Below are 17,517 nucleotides of genomic sequence, written 5' to 3'. Positions count from 1 at the left end.
TCGGCGTCCCACGCCGGTCCGGGCGCACTGCCCGGGGGCCGGACGGCCCGGTGCGCGGGCGGCTCCACCCGCCGGAACTGCCGGTAGTTCCGCCTGTGGTTCCGCTCCTTGGACAACGGCTCGACGGCGGGGCGCGGTTCACTCCGGGTTCCCGTTCCCCGCCGCCGGGCTGCCCGCCGGGCCGTCCGTCAGCTGCCGCCCGCCGTCGGCGGCTCGGCACGGCGCCGGGTCTCGGCGCCCTCCGCGCTGCGGCCCAGCTCGTCCAGCAGGTCCGCGAGCAGGCCGTACGAGCGGGCCTCCAGCGCCGGATCGCCCACGGTGCGGCCGAGGGCGACGGCGAGCCGGGCCGAGGAGAGCGCGGCATCGCGTCGGCCGAGCGCGTGCAGGGCGCGGGCGCGGCTGTGGGTGGCGAGGACGGCCGGGGCGCCGCCGGAGCGGGCGGTGGCCGCCCGGACGGCCTCGTCCGCGTGGGCGAGGGCCGGGCCCGGGTCGCCCGCCAGGACCAGGGCGTCGGCGAGGCCGGTGAGCGAGGGGACCAGCAGATGGTCGGTGGCCGGCGTCCGGGCGGCGGCCACCAGGTCGGTGAGCAGGGGCAGCGCCCACTCGTAGCGGCCGGCCCGCAGCAGTGCGGCGGCCACCCGGCTCCGGCAGTGGTGGCGCAGCGCCGGGTCGCCGGCCCGATCGGCCGCGGCGACGGCGAGGTCCAGTTGCTCGGCGGCCGTGCGGTGGGCGGCGCGGGCGATGTGCAGGACGGCGAGGTCGGTGCCGAGCCGCGCCACGGCCGACTCGTCCCCGTCGGCGTGCGCGGCGCTCAGCCCGGCCTCGACGACGGCCCGCCAGTGCCTCGGCTCGTGACCGGTGGCCTCGTACAACAGCGAGATCCGGTGGGCGAGTTGCCAGGAGCCGGTGGTCCGCCCGTACTGCTCGGCGCTGACCACGACGGCGCGCAGGGCGCTCTCCTCGCGGCGGAACCAGGCCGCCGCCCGCTCACCGGCGCCGGCCGTCGGGCACCCGGCCGCCGCGCACCCGGCCGTCCGGTCTGCGGTCACGTCCAGGTAGTGGGCGATCAGCCGGTCGAGCGCCACGAACCTTTCGTCGCAGGTGAGTTCGGCGGCCTGCCGGGCGGCGTGGCGGCGCACCAGCTCGCGCCGGGCGTAGCGGCCGGGGGCCGTCTCCTCCAGCAGGTGGACGGCGTCCAGCCCGGCCAGCAGGGTGCGGGTGGCGGCGGGCGGTAGGTCGGCGAGGGCGGCGGCGGTGTCGGTGTCGATCACCGCGCCGGGGTGCAGGCCGAGCAGGGTGAACAGCCGGCCGGCGTCGGGCGGCAGGGTCCGGCACGTCCGGTCCAGGGCGGCGATGAGGCCGATCGGGCCGCGCGCGGAGATGGCGCCGGTGCCCGCGAGCGTGGCCAACCAGGTTTCCTCACCGGCGAGTTCACGGGCGAGGTCGCCCGGGGACCAGTCGGGCCGGGCGGCCAGCCGGGCGGCCGCCAGGCGCAGCGCGAGCGGCAGGCGGTCGCAGTGCTCGGCCAGTTCGGCGAGTTCCGCGGCGGTGTCCGGGTCCTCCCCGGTCCGCTCCGGTCCGAGCGTGCGGGCGAGCAGCGCGGTGGCGTCCTCGCAGGTGAGCGGGCCCAGCGGCAGCGGAAGGCCGCCCTCGCGGACGAGCAGCCGCAGCAGGCGGCCGCGGCTGGTGACGACGGCGACGGGCCCGGGACCCCCGCCCTCGCGATCCGGATCCAAGCCGTCGGCCGCCTGATCCCCGCCCTCGGGCTCCGGATCCCCGGCGCCGAGCCCTGGCCTCCCGCGCCCGGGGTCCGCCGGCGGTGGCGGGTCGGGCAGCAGCGGGGCGAGCTGCTCGTAGGAGGCGGCGTCGTCCAGCAGGATCGCCATCCGCCGACCGGCGACCAACTCGCGGTACCGGCGGGAGCGTTCGGCGGTCGACGCGGGGAGGGCGTCCGGGGCGACACCCAGGGTGGTGAGGAACTCGCCCAGCACGTCGGCGGGTTCGCGCGGCCCGTCCGGGTCGAAGCCGCGCAGCTCGGCCCGGAGGACACCGTCCGGGAACTGCCCGGCGCCGTGCCGCGCCGCCCACTGCCGGACCAGGGCGGTCTTGCCGACCCCGGCCGGGCCGGTGACCAGGATCGGGCGGCCGGCCCGGGCGGCGGGCAGGGCCTCGTCCAGCCGGGCGAGCTCGGCGCCCCGGCCGACGAAGCGGCGGTCGACCGGGTCCGGCCGGGCCCCGAACGGCTCACCGGCGCGGCGCAGTTCCGGTCCGGGCGGGCCGGACAGCCGGGCCAGCGCGCGCTCGTACCGCTCGCGGGCCTCCGCGCGCCGCCCGTCCTGCTCCAGGCAGCGGATCAGCCGGGCGGTCAACGTCTGCCGGTGCGGGTGGGCGTCGGCAGCCTCGGCCAGTTCGGCGGCCGACTCGCCGCCGCGGCCCGCCCGCAGGCGCCCGTCGGCCAGCCGTTCCAGGGCGCGCAGCCGCAGGTCTGTGAGGTGCGGGAGGGCCCGCTCGCGCAGCCGGACGGAGCCGCAGTCGGCGAGCGCCGGGCCGCGCCACAGGTCCAGGGCGGCGCGCAGCAGGGGCAGCACCGGGTCCTCCGCGGCCGGTGCCCCGGGGGTTCCGGGCCCGGGCAGCAGCACGTCGGCCTCCTCGCAGAGGCGGACGAAGCGCAGCGCGTCGACCCGCTCCGGATCACCGGCCAGCAGGTACCCGGAGCCCCGGGTGTCCAGCACCAGCGCCGGGTCGTCCAGCAGGTGGCGCAGCGCCGCGACGTGCCCCTGCAGCGCGGCCCGCGCGGTGGGCGGCGCCGCGCCGTCCCAGACCAGCTCGATCAGTTCCTCGGTGGCCACCGTCTGGTTCAGCCGTACGGCCAGCGCGCTCAGCAGGGCCCGCCGCTTGGGGGCCGAGGGCGTCACCGCCGTCCCGTCCTCCCGCCGCACGAGCATCGGCCCGAGCAGATCGATGTGCACGCGTCCCTCCCCTCCCCCACCTGCGGACTCCGGTCCGAGGATAGGCCCGACGGCCGGCCCCGGCCGTTCATGCTCCGGCGGACCGGTCCGCCCCGCCGGGCGGGGCCCGGTGTTCCGACCAGGCCGGCCACGCGTCCGACTCCGGGCCCGGCTCCGGCCCGGCGAGAACCCGCACCGTGAACGGCGCGAACTCGTCGGCGGCGCCCCGGGCGGTGAAGCCGGCCGCGGACAGGATCGCCACGAACGGTCCGGGCCGGGACCGGGCCGGGGCCGGCGCCCCTCGTGGGCCCGGGATCGGCGTGGGCCGAGGAGTGGCGCCCCTCGACGACCGACGCAACCGGTCCAGGCCCCGACCACGTCAACCGGGGGCAGGGGCGACGACCTGCCGCGGACCGGACCGGTTCGCGCACTACACTGCTCCACCCCGAGCCCACTCCGGGTGGGGTGAGCGGCGATCGTGGGGGTACCTGGTGCGGATTCGGCTGCTCGGCCCGGTGGAGTTGCGGGCCGGGGCGGACGGCTTCACCACGTTGGCGGGGGCCCAGCGCCGGGCCGTCCTCGCACTGTTGGCGCTGGGGCTCGGACGCGTCGTCACCGTGGACCGGTTCTGCGAGGCGCTGTGGGGCGAGCGGCCGCCGGCCAGCGCGCGGGCGGCGGTGCAGGGGCACGTCGCCGCGCTGCGCAAGGTGCTCGCCGACACGCCGTTCGAGCTGCACACCCGGGCGTCCGGCTACCTGCTGACCGGGCCGGCCGACGAGGTGGACGCGCTGCGCTTCGAGTCGCTGACCGCCCTGGCCGCCGAGCACGCCGGGCACGCCGATGCCTTCGACCTCACCGGAGCCACCGGCACCGTCTCCGGAGACGCCGAGGCGATCGCCCTGCTGGAGGAGGCGCAGCGGCTGTGGCGCGGCGAGGCCCTGGCCGACCTGCCCGACACCCCGCTGCGCACCGCCGCGGTGGACCACCTGAAGCAGTCCGGCACCGCCGCCCTGCTGCGCTGGGCGTCGCTGCGGCTGCGCCAGGGCACTGGCGCGGCGGCGGTGCCGGTGCTGGAGCAGCACGTCCGGACGAACGAGCTGCGCGAGGAGCTGGTGGCGCTGCTGATGCGCTGCCTGCACCAGGCGGGACGCCCCGCGGACGCGCTGGCCGCCTACCACCAGGCGCGGCTGCGGCTCGACCGCGAGTTGGGGATCCGGCCCGGTCCGGCCTTGCAGGCGGCCCTGGCCGAGGTGCTGGCCGACGACGGACCGGCCCCGGCTCCCCTGCCGCCGACGGCCGCCGCCGCCCGTGTCCCGGAGCAACTCCCCCGCCGCATGGTGGACTTCGTCGGACGGCAGGCCGAGCTCGACCGGCTCGACGAGGCCTGCGCCCCGGACCGCGCCGCGGACGGCCCGGTCCTGGTGGTCGGCCCCGCCGGCGTCGGGAAGAGCGCGCTGGTCACCGCCTGGGCCCACCGGGCCGGTGACCGGTTCCCCGACGGCCGGCTGCACGCCGATCTGCGCGGCCTCGCCCCGGCCGGCCCGGCGCACCCCGACGCCGTCCTCGCCGACTTCCTGCACGCGCTCGGCGTCCCCACCGACGCCCTGCCCGCCGACCGCGCCGGACGCGCCGCGCTCTTCCGCGAACACACCAGGGACCGACGGCTGCTGGTGGTCCTGGACGACGCCGCCGACCCGGACCAGGTCGCCGACCTGCTGCCCGAGGGGACCGGCTGCGCCGCCGTCGTCACCAGCCGGGGATCGCTGGAGGCCCTGGTCGCCCTCGACGGGGCCACCCTGCTGCGGCTGGCCGCACTGCCCGAGGGCGACGCCCGGCACCTCCTGGAACGCGCCCTGACGCCCGCGCGGGTGCGCGCCGAGCCGGACGCCGCCGCCCGCCTCGTCCGCCGCTGCGACCGGCTGCCGCTCGCCCTGCGGATCGCCGCCGCCCGCCTGGCCGCCCAGCCGGAGTGGACGATCGCCGGGCTGGTCGCCGAACTCGACGACGAACAGCGCAGGCTGGCCGTCCTGGATGCCGGCGACGGCCTCGGCATCGGCCCGCAGCTTGATCTGACACATCGTCAACTCTCCTCGTCCGCCGCAGAACTGCTCACCGCCCTGGCCGTCCACCCCGGCGACGAGGTGGACGCCCTGGCGAGCGCCGCCCTGCTCCGCACCGACCCCGCCACCGCCCACCGGGCGCTCGGCGAACTGGCCGCCCACCACCTGCTCACCGGCACCGCCCCGGCCCGCTACGGCCGCACCGACCTGGTCCGCCTGTACGGCGTCGGACTGCTCGCCGAGCTGCCCGAGGCGCGCCGACGCCTGTTCCGCGAACGCCTCGCGGACTACTACCTCGCCGCCCTCCAGCGCTGCGGCCTCCTTCTCGACCCCGGCCAGGAGGACGCCGAGCCGCCCGTCCACGCACCGCAGGCCCTCCCGTCCGTCGGCGACATCCGGACCGCGCTCGACTGGTTCCGCGCCGAGGAACCCGCCGTCCGCGCGCTGGTCGACGCCACCGCCGTCACCGACCCCGCCCGCGCCTGGCGGCTCGCCCTGACCAGCGGCTCGCTCTACTACGGCGCCAGCCGCTTCACCGACTGGCTCGCCCGCGCCGTCGTGGGCCAGGAGGCGGCCGAGCGGTGCGGGGACCCGGTCGCGGTCGCGCTGCTGCACAACTGCCGGGCGCAGGCCCTCGTCGCGCTCGAACGGCGGCACGAGTCGGCCGAGGCGGCCCGGAAGGCGGTGGCCGCCACCGCCGCCATCGGTTCCATCGACTCCGCCGACTCCGCCGACTCCAACGAGTCCACCGACTCCGCCGACGGACCGCGGGCCGCGTCCGCGCGCGTCCGCTCGCTCGCCACCCTCGCGCTGGTCACCGCCATGCTCGGCAGCTCCGCCGAGGCCGAGCGGCTGGCGGCCTCCGCCACCGCCCTCGCCCTCGCGTCGGGCAACCGCCGGCGGCTCGTCGACGCCAAGGTCCACCAGGGCTGGGTGAGCCTGGCGACCGGCGACCGGGACGGCGCGCAGCGCCACTCCCGGGAGGCCCGCGAACTGCTGCCGCCCACCCCCGTCACCCAGGTCCACCTCTGGTCGCTGCTGACCGAGGCCCAGGCCCTCCCGCCGACCGTCCGCGACGAGACCGCCGACCTCGCCTGGCACCGGCTGCTCGCCGCCTGCGAGGAGGCCGGCCTGCTCTACCTGCACGCGCTCGCCGAACAGTCCTACGCCGCCCACCTGTTGGCCCGCGGCCGGCAGCGGGAGGTGAGCGGCCGGCTGCGCACCGCACTGGACCGCTTCCGCTCCCACGACCGGCAGGCGGGCTGCCGGAGCGAGTTCACCGCCGCCCTGGAGGAGCTCAGCCTCCGCTCGGCGGACTGGTCACCGGGGCGCTGAGACGCCGGACGGTCACCGGGTCGCCGAGGCGGCGCCGCTCTCCGCGGCCGCCGACGACGGGCTCCCGGCCGGGGCGTACCCGTGCTCCGCCGCCAGGACCGGGCGCAGCGCCCGGATCGCGTAGAAGTTGCGGGACTTGACCGTGCCCGGCGGCACCCCCAGCTTGGCCGAGGCCTCCAGCACCGACCGGTCCTTCAGGTGCAGTTCGACCAGCACGTCGCGGTGGTGTTTCTGCACCCGGCGCAGCGCCAGCGCGATGTCCCGCGCGGCCACGACCTGCTCGTACGGGTCCTCGGCGAGCGGGCGGTCCTCCAGCGGCTCGCCGATCACCTCCTTGGCGCGGGCGGCGGCCATCCGGTAGTGGTCGATCGCGATCCGCCGGGCCACCGTGAACAGCCAGGGCCGGCTCTGCTCCGGGCCGTTGCTCAGCGCCTCCGGGTGCTGCCAGGCCCGCAGCAGGGTCTCCTGCAGGATGTCCTCGGCCTTGCCGCGGTCCCCGCCGGTGGCCCGCAGCAGCGAGCGCAGCAGGTAGCCGCCGTGCAGCCGGTGGATCTCGGCGAGCGTGTCCGGGTCGAGGGTCGGACGGTCCTGGCGGTCCTGGCGGTCCTGGCGGGCGCGGCGGTCCTGGCCGTCCTGGCGCGCCTGGTCTGTGGCAGCCGCCGCCGCGTCCGACGGGCCCGCAGCGGGCTCGGTGACGGGCATGGGCTGAGCAACGAACGGCTTCGACACGCGCTACCTCTCAGGTCGGGCAGGGGGGGCGCGGTACGGGCAGGGCACCGCTGGGCGCCGACCGGACGGGCCCGGCGGCGACTGCAACAGCACACTGCCGGACCCCGCCAAGTCCTCGCCAACGATCCGCCAACGCCCCGCCCACGGCACCCGCGCCGCCCGCCGGTGCCACGTGGGGCGGTGGCACCGGCGGGCACGGAGCGAGGGGCAGGGTGCTGCCCTCGGAGGGCGCGTCCGTCAGGCGAGGCCGCCGATCCGATCGGTCGGGATGTCCGTCGGCAGCAGGAGGCCGAGTTCGTCCAGGTCCACCACGTCCACGCGGGACAGCCGGCCGGCCTGCCGGGTGATCATCGCCTCCAGCACCTGCCGGGCGAACCGGCCGTTGCCGAAGGAGCGGTCGCGCCGGGCGCCCCGGAACAGTGTGCCGAGCGCCGTGAGGGTCTCCGGGGTGCAGTCGTAGCCGGCCGCCTCGGCCTGCCGCCGGACGATGGTGACGAGTTCGTCGTCCGCGTAGTGCTCGAAGGTGATCTCGCGGGAGAAGCGGGAGGCCAGGCCGGGGTTGGAGGCGAGGAAGCCCTGCATCTCCTCCCGGTAGCCGGCGGCGATCACCACGACCTCGTCGCGGTGGTCCTCCATGAGTTTCATCAGGGTGTCGACGGCCTCCTGGCCGAAGTCGCCGACGGCGCCGTGGCGGGGGGTCAGCGTGTAGGCCTCGTCGATGAACAGCACGCCGCCGCGGGCGCGTTCGAAGGCGTCGCGGGTGAGCTGCGCGGTGTGGCCGATGTAGCGGCCGACGAGGTCGGCGCGGGCGACCTCCACGAGCCGGCCGCCGGGCAGGACGCCGAGTTCGGCCAGGAGTTCGCCGTACAGCCGGGCGACGGTGGTCTTGCCGGTACCGGGCGGGCCGGCGAAGACCAGGTGGTGGCCGATGGCGGCGGTGGGCAGCCCGGCGTCGGTGCGGCGGCGGGCCTGCCGGGTGAGGTTGAGCAGGTCCTCGACCTGTTCCTTGGCGGCGGCGAGGCCGACCATGGCGCGCAGCCGGTCGAGCAGGCCGGGCTCCCCGGGATCGGCCGCCCGGGCCCCGGCCGCGGCGGCCGGCCCGCCGACGTCGGCGGGCAGCAGCCGGGCGAGTGCGGCGTTGTCGAAGTGCTCCAGCCCGGCGAGGCGGGAGGCCTGCCGGTCGACCATCCCCTCGAACACCCTGCGGGCCGCCCGGCCGTTGCCGGAGGCGGCGCCCCCGGGCAACCGCTCGAAGTGCACGGCGATCGCCGCACGGGTGCCCTCGGCGAGTTCGTAGCCGTGGCCGGCGGCGGCGTGCTCGACGATCGTGGTGAGCTCGTCGACGCTGTAGTCGCGGAACTCGACGGTGCGGCTGAACCGGGAGGCCAGGCCGGGGTTGGCGGCGAGGAACCCGCGGATCTCGGCCTCGTGCCCGGCGACGATCACCACCAGGTCCTCGCGGTGGTCCTCCATCAGTCTGACCAGGGTGTCGATGGCCTCGCGGCCGAAGTCGGGGCCGGTCCCGACGCCGCCGGAGCCGGTGCCGAAGCCGAAGCCGGTGCCGCCGGAGAGGGTGTGCGCCTCGTCGACGAACAGCACGCCGCCGAGGGCCGCCCTGACCGCCTCGGTGGTCTTCAGGGCGGTCCCGCCAATGACCGGGGCGACCAGATCGGCGCGGGCGACCTCGACCAGGTGGCCGCTGCGCAGCACGCCGAGTTCGGCCAGGAGTTCGCCGTACAGCCGGGCGACGGTGCTCTTGCCGGTGCCGGGCGGCCCGGCGAAGACCAGGTGCCGGCTCATCGGGAGGGCCGGCAGGCCGGCCTGTTCGCGGCGCCGGGTCAGCTTGTTGAGGTTGACCAGGGTGGCGACCTGCTCCTTGACGCCCTCCAACCCGACCAGGGTCTGCAGGACGGCCTGCGGCCCCCCCGAACCCTGCAACCCCTGCTGCAGCCCCTGCGAACCCTGCGCCCCCGGTGCCCCCCGCGGTCCCGGGTCAGCGGCGGCATCGGGAACAGCAGCTGCCCCGGGAACAGCGGCGGCCCCGGGCGCACCACCGACCCCGGCGACCGCCGCCGGGCCGACGGCGTCGGGCGACCCGTTGTCCCGGCTGTCGAGGTCCTCGACCGCGAGCCGGTCGGTCGGCCCGGTCTGCCGCAGGCCCGCGCCCCGGTTCCCGGCGGCCAGACAGCCGGTGAGCCGGACGGGCTCCGCCGAGTCGCAGCGCAGCCCGTCCACGGTGTTGCCGGTGAGCCGGCAGGCCGTCAGCGCGGCGCGGGCGCCCGCCGCCAGGTGCAGCCCGTGGCGGCCGTTGGCCCGCAGCACGGCGCGGGTGGCGGTCAGTTCGCCGCCGCGTTCGACGCTCGCGCCGTCGAGGGCGTTGTCGGCGCTCTCGACGTCGCGCAGGGTGGCGACGCCCTCGGCGCCGACCGAGATGCCGCAGGCCCCGCTGCCGTGCACCCGGCTGCCGGCGAGGTGGGTGTCGGCGCCGTCGGCGACGCGGACGCCGTGTCTGCCGGAGTCGAGCACGATGGCGTCCTCGATCCGGCCGCGCCCGTCGCGCAGCACCTCGATCCCGTGGCCGCCCGCCGCGGTGACGGCGGTGCGGCGCAGCAGCGGGTCGGCGCCGTCGCGCACCACGATGCCGGTGCCGGCCGGGTCCCGGACCTCCAGCCGGTCGAACTCGGCGGCGCTCTCCCCGGTGAGTTCGACGCCGTCGGCCTCGGCGTTGCGCACCACCGTCCGGACCAGGACGGGACGGGCCGATTCGCCGACGTGGATGCCGGTCCCGGCGGGGGAGCTCACCTCGCAGTCCTCCAGGGTGCCCCGGGAGCGGCCCGCGATGTGCAGGCCGTGGCCCTGGGGGCGTACGGCGCGGCAGCGGCGCAGCAGCGGGTCGGTCCCGTCGGCGAGTACGTAGCCGTGGCCGCGGACGGCGGTGACGGTGCAGTCCTCCAGCACGACCCGGGCGCTGGACCCGACGTACACGCCCAGGGCGCTGTCGCGGATCTCGGTGCGCAGCAGGCGGGTGGTGCTCCGCTCCTCCAGGGCCACGGCGGGCCGGTCGGTGGCGGAGATCTCGCAGTCCTCGACGGTGCCGCGGGCCTCGCCGTTGGCGCACACGCCGTTGCCCCGGGCGTCGCGCAGCACGCAGCGCCGTACGGTCGGGTCGGCCCGCTCGCCGATCACCAGGGCGGAGGTGCCGAGGTGTTCGATGACGCTGTCCTCGATGACGCTGCCACCGGTGGAGGTCTCGACCAGCCCGGCGCCGACCGGGTTGACCACCCGGCAGCCGTGCATGGCGAGTTCACCCTGCTCGCGGGTGAGCACGGCGGCCCAGGCGTTGCCGGTCACGTCGCAGTCCTGCAGGGCGAGCCGGCCGCGCGGGACGTCCACGGCGGGCAGCTCGTCGTCCTGGCCGTGCAGCACCAGCCCGGTCAGCCGGACGTCGTCGGTGATCACGTGGACCACCGAGCCGTGCCGCGGACCGATCCGCACACTGCCCCGGCCGGCCTCGGCGGTGATGGTGACCGCCGTGGTGAGCACCAGGTTCTCGTCGTAGTGGCCGGGGCGTACCGAGATCACCGCGCCGCTGCGGGCGGCCTGGAGGGCTGCGCCGATCGTGCGGTGGGAGCCGGGCTCCCGCTGCTCCGCGCAGACCGTCAGCACCGGGCGCGACATGCCTGGGGTTCCCTTCGTCGTGGGGCGGGGTGGGCCCGGTCGGGGGACGCACCGGCGGCGCGTCCTCTCCGGTGCTACGGCCGTACGGGCCGGGCCGGTTCACGGGGGTGTCCGCCCGGCGGGAGCCCGCGCGCCGGCACGCCGTCTCCGGGGCGGGTTCCGCCCGGGAGCGGACGGACCGTCAGTCACTCTCGGACGAGACGCAGTGCTCTCGGCGGCAAACACCCGCGCACGCCCGGTCCTAGCGTGGGTGGCCCGGCGCAGCCCGCGCGCTGTGCCGGCAGACATCGGCACCACGAGCACGCAAGAGAGAAGGACCCCCATGCCGTTCATCACCGTCGGCCAGGAGAACACCACGCCCGTCGACCTCTACTACGAGGACCACGGCACCGGTCAGCCGGTCGTGCTGATCCACGGGTTCCCGCTGGACGGACGCTCCTGGGAGCGGCAGAGCGCCGCGCTGCTCGACGCCGGCTACCGGGTGATCACCTACGACCGCCGCGGCTTCGGCCAGTCCTCGCACCCGACCACCGGCTACGACTACGACACCTTCGCCGCCGACCTGAACACCGTGCTGGAGACCCTGGACCTGCGGGATGCCGTGTTGGTCGGCTTCTCGATGGGCACCGGCGAGGTCGCCCGCTACGTGTCCTCGTACGGCTCGGAGCGGGTCGCCAAGGTCGCCTTCCTGGCCTCCCTGGAGCCGTTCCTGCTCAAGACCGACGACAACCCGGACGGCGCCGCCCCGCAGGAGTTCTTCGACGGCATCGTCGCCGCGGTGAAGGCCGACCGGTTCGTCTTCTACACCGGTTTCTTCAACGACTTCTACAACCTGGACGAGAACCTCGGCACCCGGATCAGCGAGGAGGCCGTCCGCAACAGCTGGAACACCGCGGCCTCCGGCGGCTCCTTCGCCGCCTCGGCCGCACCGACCACCTGGTACACCGACTTCCGCGCCGACATCCCCCGCATCGACGTGCCCGCCCTGATCCTGCACGGCACCGGCGACCGCACCCTGCCCATCGAGAACACCGCCCGCGTCTTCCACCGGGCCCTGCCCTCCGCCGAGTACGTGGAGATCGAGGGTGCGCCGCACGGCCTGCTGTGGACCCACGCCGAGGAGGTGAACGCGGCGCTGCTGGCCTTCCTCGCGAAGTGACCGACGCGTCGTGACCCGGGGGCGGCCCGTCCGCCCCGGCACCGAGCCCCGGGCCTCCCCCCGTCCGGTGGGACGGGGGGAGGCCCGGGGCTCTTCCGTCGTCCCTGCGACCCCGCTCCACCGGCCGCGCCCGGTGCCCCGCCCGGCCGGTTCACTGGCGGACCGGAGACGGTGCACTGTGCGCCAACCAGCCGTCCCACCTGCGACTTAACGTTCTTTCAGGTGATCGGAGCGGAGCCGGGCCGGTGAGTCCCGGCCCCGCCCGGACGCCCCTCCGCCGCCCGAACCGGGGCGGCGGTCCGAACCCTCACAGGAGGCTGGAGCGGTGCCTGCAATGCCGGTCGGCGGGCTGGTCCCCCGCGCCGTCGAGAACGCTGCCGACGTCGTCGTCCGCAACGCGAAGATCCACACCGGGGACGCCCGCCGCCCACAGGCCGGCGCCCTCGCCATCCGCGAGGGCCTGATCACGGCCGTGGGGGACGACGCGGACGTCGCCCCGCTCATCGGGCCCGCCACCACCGTGGTGGACGCCCTCGGCCGGCGGGTGGTGCCCGGCCTCAACGACTCGCACCTGCACGTGATCCGGGGCGGCCTCAACTACGTCCTGGAGCTGCGCTGGGACGGTGTGACCTCGCTGCGCGAGGGCCTGGCGATGCTGCGGGAGCAGGCCGCCCGGACCCCGAAGGGGCAGTGGGTGCGGGTCGTCGGCGGCTGGTCGGCGGAGCAGTTCGCCGAGCGGCGGCTGCCCACGCCCGCCGAACTGAACGAGGCCGCGCCGGACACCCCGGTGTTCGTGCTCCACCTCTACCAGTCGGCGGTCCTCAACCGCGCCGCGCTGCAGGCCGTCGGCTACACCCGGGACACTCCCGACCCGAAGGGCGGCCAGATCGTCCGGGGCCGCGGCGGGGAGCCCAACGGCATGCTGCTGGCCGCACCCAGCGCGCTGATCCTCTACTCCACCCTCGCCAAGGCGCCGACCCTGGCGCCCGAGGAGCGCAAGTCGTCCACCCGGCACTTCCTGCGCGAGCTGAACCGCTTCGGGCTGACCTCCGCGATCGACGCCGCCGGCGGCTTCCAGAACTTCCCGGAGAACTACGCGACGGTGACCGAGCTCGCCCGGGAGGGCCTGCTCTCCCTGCGCATCGCCTACCACCTGTTCCCGCAGACCCCGGGCCAGGAACTCGACGACCTCACCCGCTGGATCGAGTCGGTCCGCCCCGGGGACGGCGACGAGTGGCTGCGGCTGAACGGCGCCGGCGAGAACCTCACCTGGGCCGCCGCCGACTTCGAGAACTTCGCCGAGCCGCGTCCGGAACTCGGCGGCTACGAGGGCGAGTTCGAGAAGGCCGTCCGGATGCTCACGGAGCACGGCTGGGGCTTCCGGCTGCACGCGACGTACGACGAGACGATCCGGCGGGACCTCGCGGTGTTCGAGAAGCTCGCCGCCGAGGGGCTCTTCCCGGCCGGGAACCGCTGGCTCTTCGACCACGCGGAGACCGTCTCCCGGGACAGCCTCGACCGGATCGCGGCGCTCGGCGGTTCGCTGTCCGTGCAGAACCGGCTCTCCTTCCAGGGCGAGGTGTTCACCCGCCGGTACGGCTTCGGCGCCGCCGCCGAGGCGCCGCCGATCCGCGCGATGCTGGACCGCGGGCTGACCGTGGCCGCCGGCACCGACGCCACCCGGGTGTCCTCGTACAACCCGTGGGTCGCGCTGCACTGGCTGGTCTCCGGCCGCACGGTCGGCGGGCCGGCGATCCGGCCGCCGCAGAACCGGGTGGACCGGACCACCGCGCTCGCGATGTACACCACGGCGGGCGCGGCGCTCACCGGCGAGCAGGACGTCAAGGGCGTGCTGCGGACGGGCTGTTACGGCGACCTCGCGGTGCTGTCCGACGACTTCTTCACGGTGCCCGAGCACGAGATCCCGCACATCGAGTCCCTGCTGACCGTGGTCGGCGGCCGGATCGTGCACGCCGCGGCGGAGTACGAGGGCCTGGACGAGGAGCTTCCCGCGGTCAGCCCGGCGTGGAGTCCGGTCGCCCGCTTCGGCGGCTACCGGTCCCACCGGAGCGGGGGCACCGGCGCCCGCCAGGCCGAACTGCTCGGCGAGGTCGTCGCCGAGTCCGAACTGCACCTCCGCTGGCGCGTCGGCCGCGGCCTGGCGACGGAGCAGGCCCAGCCGTTCGACCCCTGCTTCCTGCTCTGACGCGCCCCACCGGGTGCTCCGGCGGGCCGCCCGCCGGACACCCGGGTCGGGCCACCGGACACCCCGGTCGGGCCACCGGAGCACCCACCGCACCACCCACCCGACTTCCTCCGCGGATCACCGCGCGAAGGATCCACCGAAAGAACCCGAAGGGAACCCTCATGGTCGACGTCTCCCAGGTCAGCGCCACCCCCAGCCCCGACCTGCTGACCCCCGACAACGCCGTGGTGCTGTTCGTGGACCACCAGCCGCAGATGTTCTTCGGCACCGGCAGCGGCGACCGCACCGCCATCATCAACGCCACCGTCGGCCTCGCCAAGGCCGCCAAGGCCTTCGACGTCCCGACCGTGCTGACCACCGTCGCCGCCGAGTCCTTCTCCGGCCCGCTGCTGCCGCAGCTGGCCGCGGTCTTCCCGAAGGCCGAGGTCCTCGACCGCACCTCGATGAACGCCTGGGAGGACGAGGCGGTCGTCGAGGCCGTCAAGGCCACCGGCCGCGGCAAGGTCGTCATCGCCGGCCTGTGGACCGAGGTCTGCCTGGTCCTGCCCGTGCTGTCCATGATCGACCAGGGCTACGAGGTCTACGTCGTCACCGACGCCTCCGGCGGCGTCTCCCCGCAGGCCCACGAGCACGCCGTCCAGCGGATGATGCACTCCGGCGCGGTGCCGGTCACCTGGGTCCAGGTGCTGCTGGAGCTCCAGCGCGACTGGGCGCGCCAGGAGACCTACGGCGCCGTCATGAAGATCGTCAAGGAGCACGCCGGTGCGTACGGCCTCGGGGTCGTCTACGCGCAGGCCGTCATCGGCGAGCACGCCGCCGGCTGAGTCGGCGCACACCGACTCGGCATCAGCTACAGCGACCAGGGACAGGAACAGGAACAGGAACGATGGACACCGGACTGCTGATCCTCCGTGTGGTGGTGGGCCTGCTCGTCGCCGGGCACGGCGTACAGAAGGTGAGTTTCCGGCTGGGCGGCAACGGCCTCGCGGGCGGGACGGAGGAGTTCCGGCACGACGGCTTCCGCGGCGGGACGCTCACCGCGCTCGCGGCGGGCGCCGGGCAGGTCGGTTCGGGCCTGTTCCTGGCCCTCGGCGCGCTCACCCCGCTCGCGGCCATGGTCGCCATGGGCGTGATGACCGTGGCGCTGACGGTCAAGCTGCCGCACGGGCTCTGGGTGCAGAACGACGGCTACGAGTACCCGCTGGTGCTGGTGGTCGTCTCGGGGGCGCTCGCCCTCACCGGGCCGGGCCGGTGGTCCGCGGACCACGCCGTCGGCCTGACCGGCCGGCCGCTCTGGCTGTCGGTCGCGGCCCTGGTGCTCGGCCCGGCGAGCGGCCTGCTCACCCGGGCGGTCCTGCACCGCGCGCCCGCGCCGCGGGAGGAGGCGGCCGGTGCGCACCCTGCTGGCTGACGCCGGGCGGACGCTGGTCCCGCCGCGCGCGGACCGGCACGGCCCGCTGCCGCCGCTGATGCTCCTGCTGACGGTGGCCACGGGCCTGGTGGACGCGGTGAGCTACCTCGGCCTCGGCCACGTGTTCGTGGCGAACATGACCGGCAACGTGGTCTTCCTGGGGTTCGCCCTGGCGGGGGCCCCGGGGCTGTCGGCCACGGCCTCGCTGGTCTCGCTGGGGTCGTTCCTGGCCGGTGCGCTCGTCGGCGGACGGCTGGGCAGCCGGACGTCGGCCCACCGCGGGCGCCTGCTGGCCCTGGCGGCCGGCGCCCAGACGGTCCTGACGGCCGCGGCGGCCGCCACCGCCGCGGCCGGCGGGGCCGACCACGCCCTGATCGTCCTGCTGGGGCTGGGCATGGGCCTGCAGAACGCGGCGGCGCGGCGGCTCGGCGTGCCCGACCTGACCACCACCGTGCTGACCCTCACCCTGACCGGCCTGGCCGCCGACTCCACGGCGGCCGGCGGCGCGGCACCGCGCCCGGGACGCCGGATCCTCTCCGCGCTGGCGATGCTGCTCGGCGGCCTCGCGGGGGCGGCCCTGGTCCTGCACGGGCAGACCGCCACCGCCCTGGCCCTGGCCGCCCTGCTGCTCCTGGCCACGGCGGTGACCGCCCACCGGATCTCGGCCCCGGACGCCCACTGGGCGCCGCCGGTGGCCTGATCCGCACTCCTCCACCGACTCGATCGACCATCACGAACCCCGCACGCGCCCGGCCCCGCTCAGCGGGCGCCGGGCGCGCCGACGACCGGGAGGTCCCCGATGAACCGACGCTTCCTGCGACGCGTCGTCCCGCTGGTGGCGGCGATCGCCGCCCTGACCGCGGTCCCCGCCGCCTCGGTGGCCCAGACCACCCAGAGCACTCAGACGACGCAGGCCGCCCAGGCCGCCCCGACGTACGCCCACCGGCAGTTCGCCGTCGGCCCGCAGTACGACTCCACCCACGTCTACGTCGAACCGGGCACCGAGCAGGCGTTCGTCGCCTCCTGGGTGGCCACCTTCGGCGGGACGACGATCGGGCCCAACGCCACCCAGGTGACGCCCACGCCGAGCCGGACGCTCTCCGAGCTGGTGCTCTCCCCGGTCGGCACCCTGTCGGTGTTCGACTACACCACCCCCGTCCCGTCCCCGTTCGGCACCGAGCGCACCGGCTGGCTGGTGACCGACCTCGACCAGGCGGTCCGCGCCGCCCGGGCCGACGGCGCGGCCGTGACGGTGGCGCCGTTCGCCGACCCGATCGGGCGCGACGCCGTCGTGCAGTTCCCCGGCGGGATCAGCGCCCAGCTCTACGTGCACACCACCCCGCCGTCCTACCCCGCCCTGGCGAGCGTGCCGGAGAACCGGCTCTACCTCTCCCCCGACGCGGTCGGCGGGTTCCTGCGCAGTTACCTCGCCTTCACCCGGGGCCGGATCGTCTCCGACGACCGGCGGGCCGACGGCGCCGCGATCGGCCTGCCCGGCACGACGTACCGGCTGCTGACGCTCACCTCCGGCTTCGGCACCACCACCGTCGCCGTGACGGACGGCCACCTGCCGTACCCCTTCGGCCGGGAGCTCACCGGCTACGGCGTGCCGGACCTCGGGGCGACGCTGGAGCGGGCGAGGGCCGCCGGCGCGTCGGTGCTGTCGGGTCCGGTCACGGCGGGCGGCCGGGACACCGCGATGGTGCGCTTCCCCGGCGGCTACGTCGCGGAGGTCCACATGGCCCGATGAGCGACGCCCGATGAGCGACGCCTGGTGAGCGACGCCCGGCGAGGCGTCACCGGCACGGCGTGAACCGTGGCGAACGACCGGCCGTCCCGGTCGACCCTCCGGCGGGGGGGCCGGGGGCGCCCCCCCCCCCCCCGCCCCCCCCCGGGGGGGGGGCCCCCCGCCCCCCGGGGGGGCCCGCCGGGGGTGACCCCGGGGTGGGGGGGGCGCCCCGGGGGGCCCGCCCGGGGGGGGGGGGCGCGCG

The 17,517-nt window shown here is 76.4% G+C and carries 11 protein-coding genes; 7 read left to right on the top strand and 4 right to left on the bottom strand.

Annotated features, from left to right (window positions below; genetic code table 11):
* Positions 1–188: 188 nt before the first annotated feature.
* A complete protein-coding gene (locus tag ACIGG8_RS06940; RefSeq protein ID WP_396546197.1) occupies positions 189–2,969 on the bottom strand; it encodes a BTAD domain-containing putative transcriptional regulator in 2,781 nt (926 codons plus the stop codon).
* Between the two features lie 67 nt (positions 2,970–3,036).
* Complete coding sequence (locus ACIGG8_RS06935; RefSeq protein WP_396546196.1) at positions 3,037–3,210, bottom strand: hypothetical protein; 174 nt, start codon at positions 3,208–3,210, stop codon at positions 3,037–3,039.
* A 229-nt stretch (positions 3,211–3,439) separates the two neighbouring features.
* Here ACIGG8_RS06935 and ACIGG8_RS06930 point away from each other — a divergent pair, with 229 nt between their 5' ends.
* Positions 3,440–6,343 carry a BTAD domain-containing putative transcriptional regulator gene (locus tag ACIGG8_RS06930; protein WP_396546195.1) on the top strand — a complete coding sequence of 968 codons (2,904 nt, stop codon included), beginning with the start codon at positions 3,440–3,442 and terminating at the stop codon, positions 6,341–6,343.
* Positions 6,344–6,355: 12 nt separating this feature from the next.
* On the opposite strand, the gene ACIGG8_RS06925 is transcribed toward ACIGG8_RS06930, so the two are convergent.
* Both ACIGG8_RS06925 and ACIGG8_RS06920 read right to left on the bottom strand, forming a co-directional pair.
* Positions 6,356–7,045, bottom strand: a complete 690-nt coding sequence (locus ACIGG8_RS06925; RefSeq protein ID WP_396546194.1) for a sigma-70 family RNA polymerase sigma factor — start codon at positions 7,043–7,045, stop codon at positions 6,356–6,358.
* A 264-nt stretch (positions 7,046–7,309) separates the two neighbouring features.
* Positions 7,310–10,750: a right-handed parallel beta-helix repeat-containing protein gene (locus ACIGG8_RS06920; RefSeq protein ID WP_396546193.1), complete on the bottom strand. Its 3,441-nt coding sequence runs from the start codon at positions 10,748–10,750 to the stop codon at positions 7,310–7,312.
* A gap of 322 nt (positions 10,751–11,072) precedes the next feature.
* Between ACIGG8_RS06920 and ACIGG8_RS06915 the strand changes: the two genes are divergently transcribed.
* The 6 genes from ACIGG8_RS06915 to ACIGG8_RS06890 all read left to right on the top strand — a co-directional run bounded on the left by ACIGG8_RS06915 (position 11,073) and on the right by ACIGG8_RS06890 (position 17,276).
* Positions 11,073–11,909 (top strand): alpha/beta fold hydrolase, encoded by an 837-nt coding sequence (locus ACIGG8_RS06915; protein ID WP_396546192.1) that lies wholly within the window; start codon positions 11,073–11,075, stop codon positions 11,907–11,909.
* Positions 11,910–12,243: 334 nt separating this feature from the next.
* Entirely contained in the window at positions 12,244–14,115 is a 1,872-nt protein-coding gene (locus ACIGG8_RS06910; protein WP_396546367.1) for an amidohydrolase, read from the top strand.
* Positions 14,116–14,276: 161 nt separating this feature from the next.
* Positions 14,277–14,939, top strand: coding sequence for a hydrolase (locus ACIGG8_RS06905; RefSeq protein ID WP_396546191.1), 663 nt, complete (start codon positions 14,277–14,279; stop codon positions 14,937–14,939).
* Between the two features lie 62 nt (positions 14,940–15,001).
* Entirely contained in the window at positions 15,002–15,526 is a 525-nt protein-coding gene (locus ACIGG8_RS06900; RefSeq protein ID WP_396546190.1) for a DoxX family protein, read from the top strand.
* On the top strand, positions 15,507–16,226 hold the full coding sequence (locus tag ACIGG8_RS06895; protein WP_350520991.1) for a YoaK family protein: 720 nt from the start codon (positions 15,507–15,509) through the stop codon (positions 16,224–16,226). The genes ACIGG8_RS06900 and ACIGG8_RS06895 overlap by 20 nt, the downstream gene beginning before the upstream one ends.
* Before the next feature lie 99 nt (positions 16,227–16,325).
* Positions 16,326–17,276, top strand: coding sequence for a VOC family protein (locus tag ACIGG8_RS06890; RefSeq protein WP_396546189.1), 951 nt, complete (start codon positions 16,326–16,328; stop codon positions 17,274–17,276).
* Positions 17,277–17,517: the final 241 nt, after the last annotated feature.

Origin of the sequence: Kitasatospora sp. NPDC085464 (assembly GCF_044541955.1) — a bacterium.
In the GTDB taxonomy this organism is placed as follows: Bacteria; Actinomycetota; Actinomycetes; order Streptomycetales; family Streptomycetaceae; genus Kitasatospora.
Note: the sequence above shows the minus strand (reverse complement) of the source record. Positions and strands in the feature narration are given on the sequence as shown.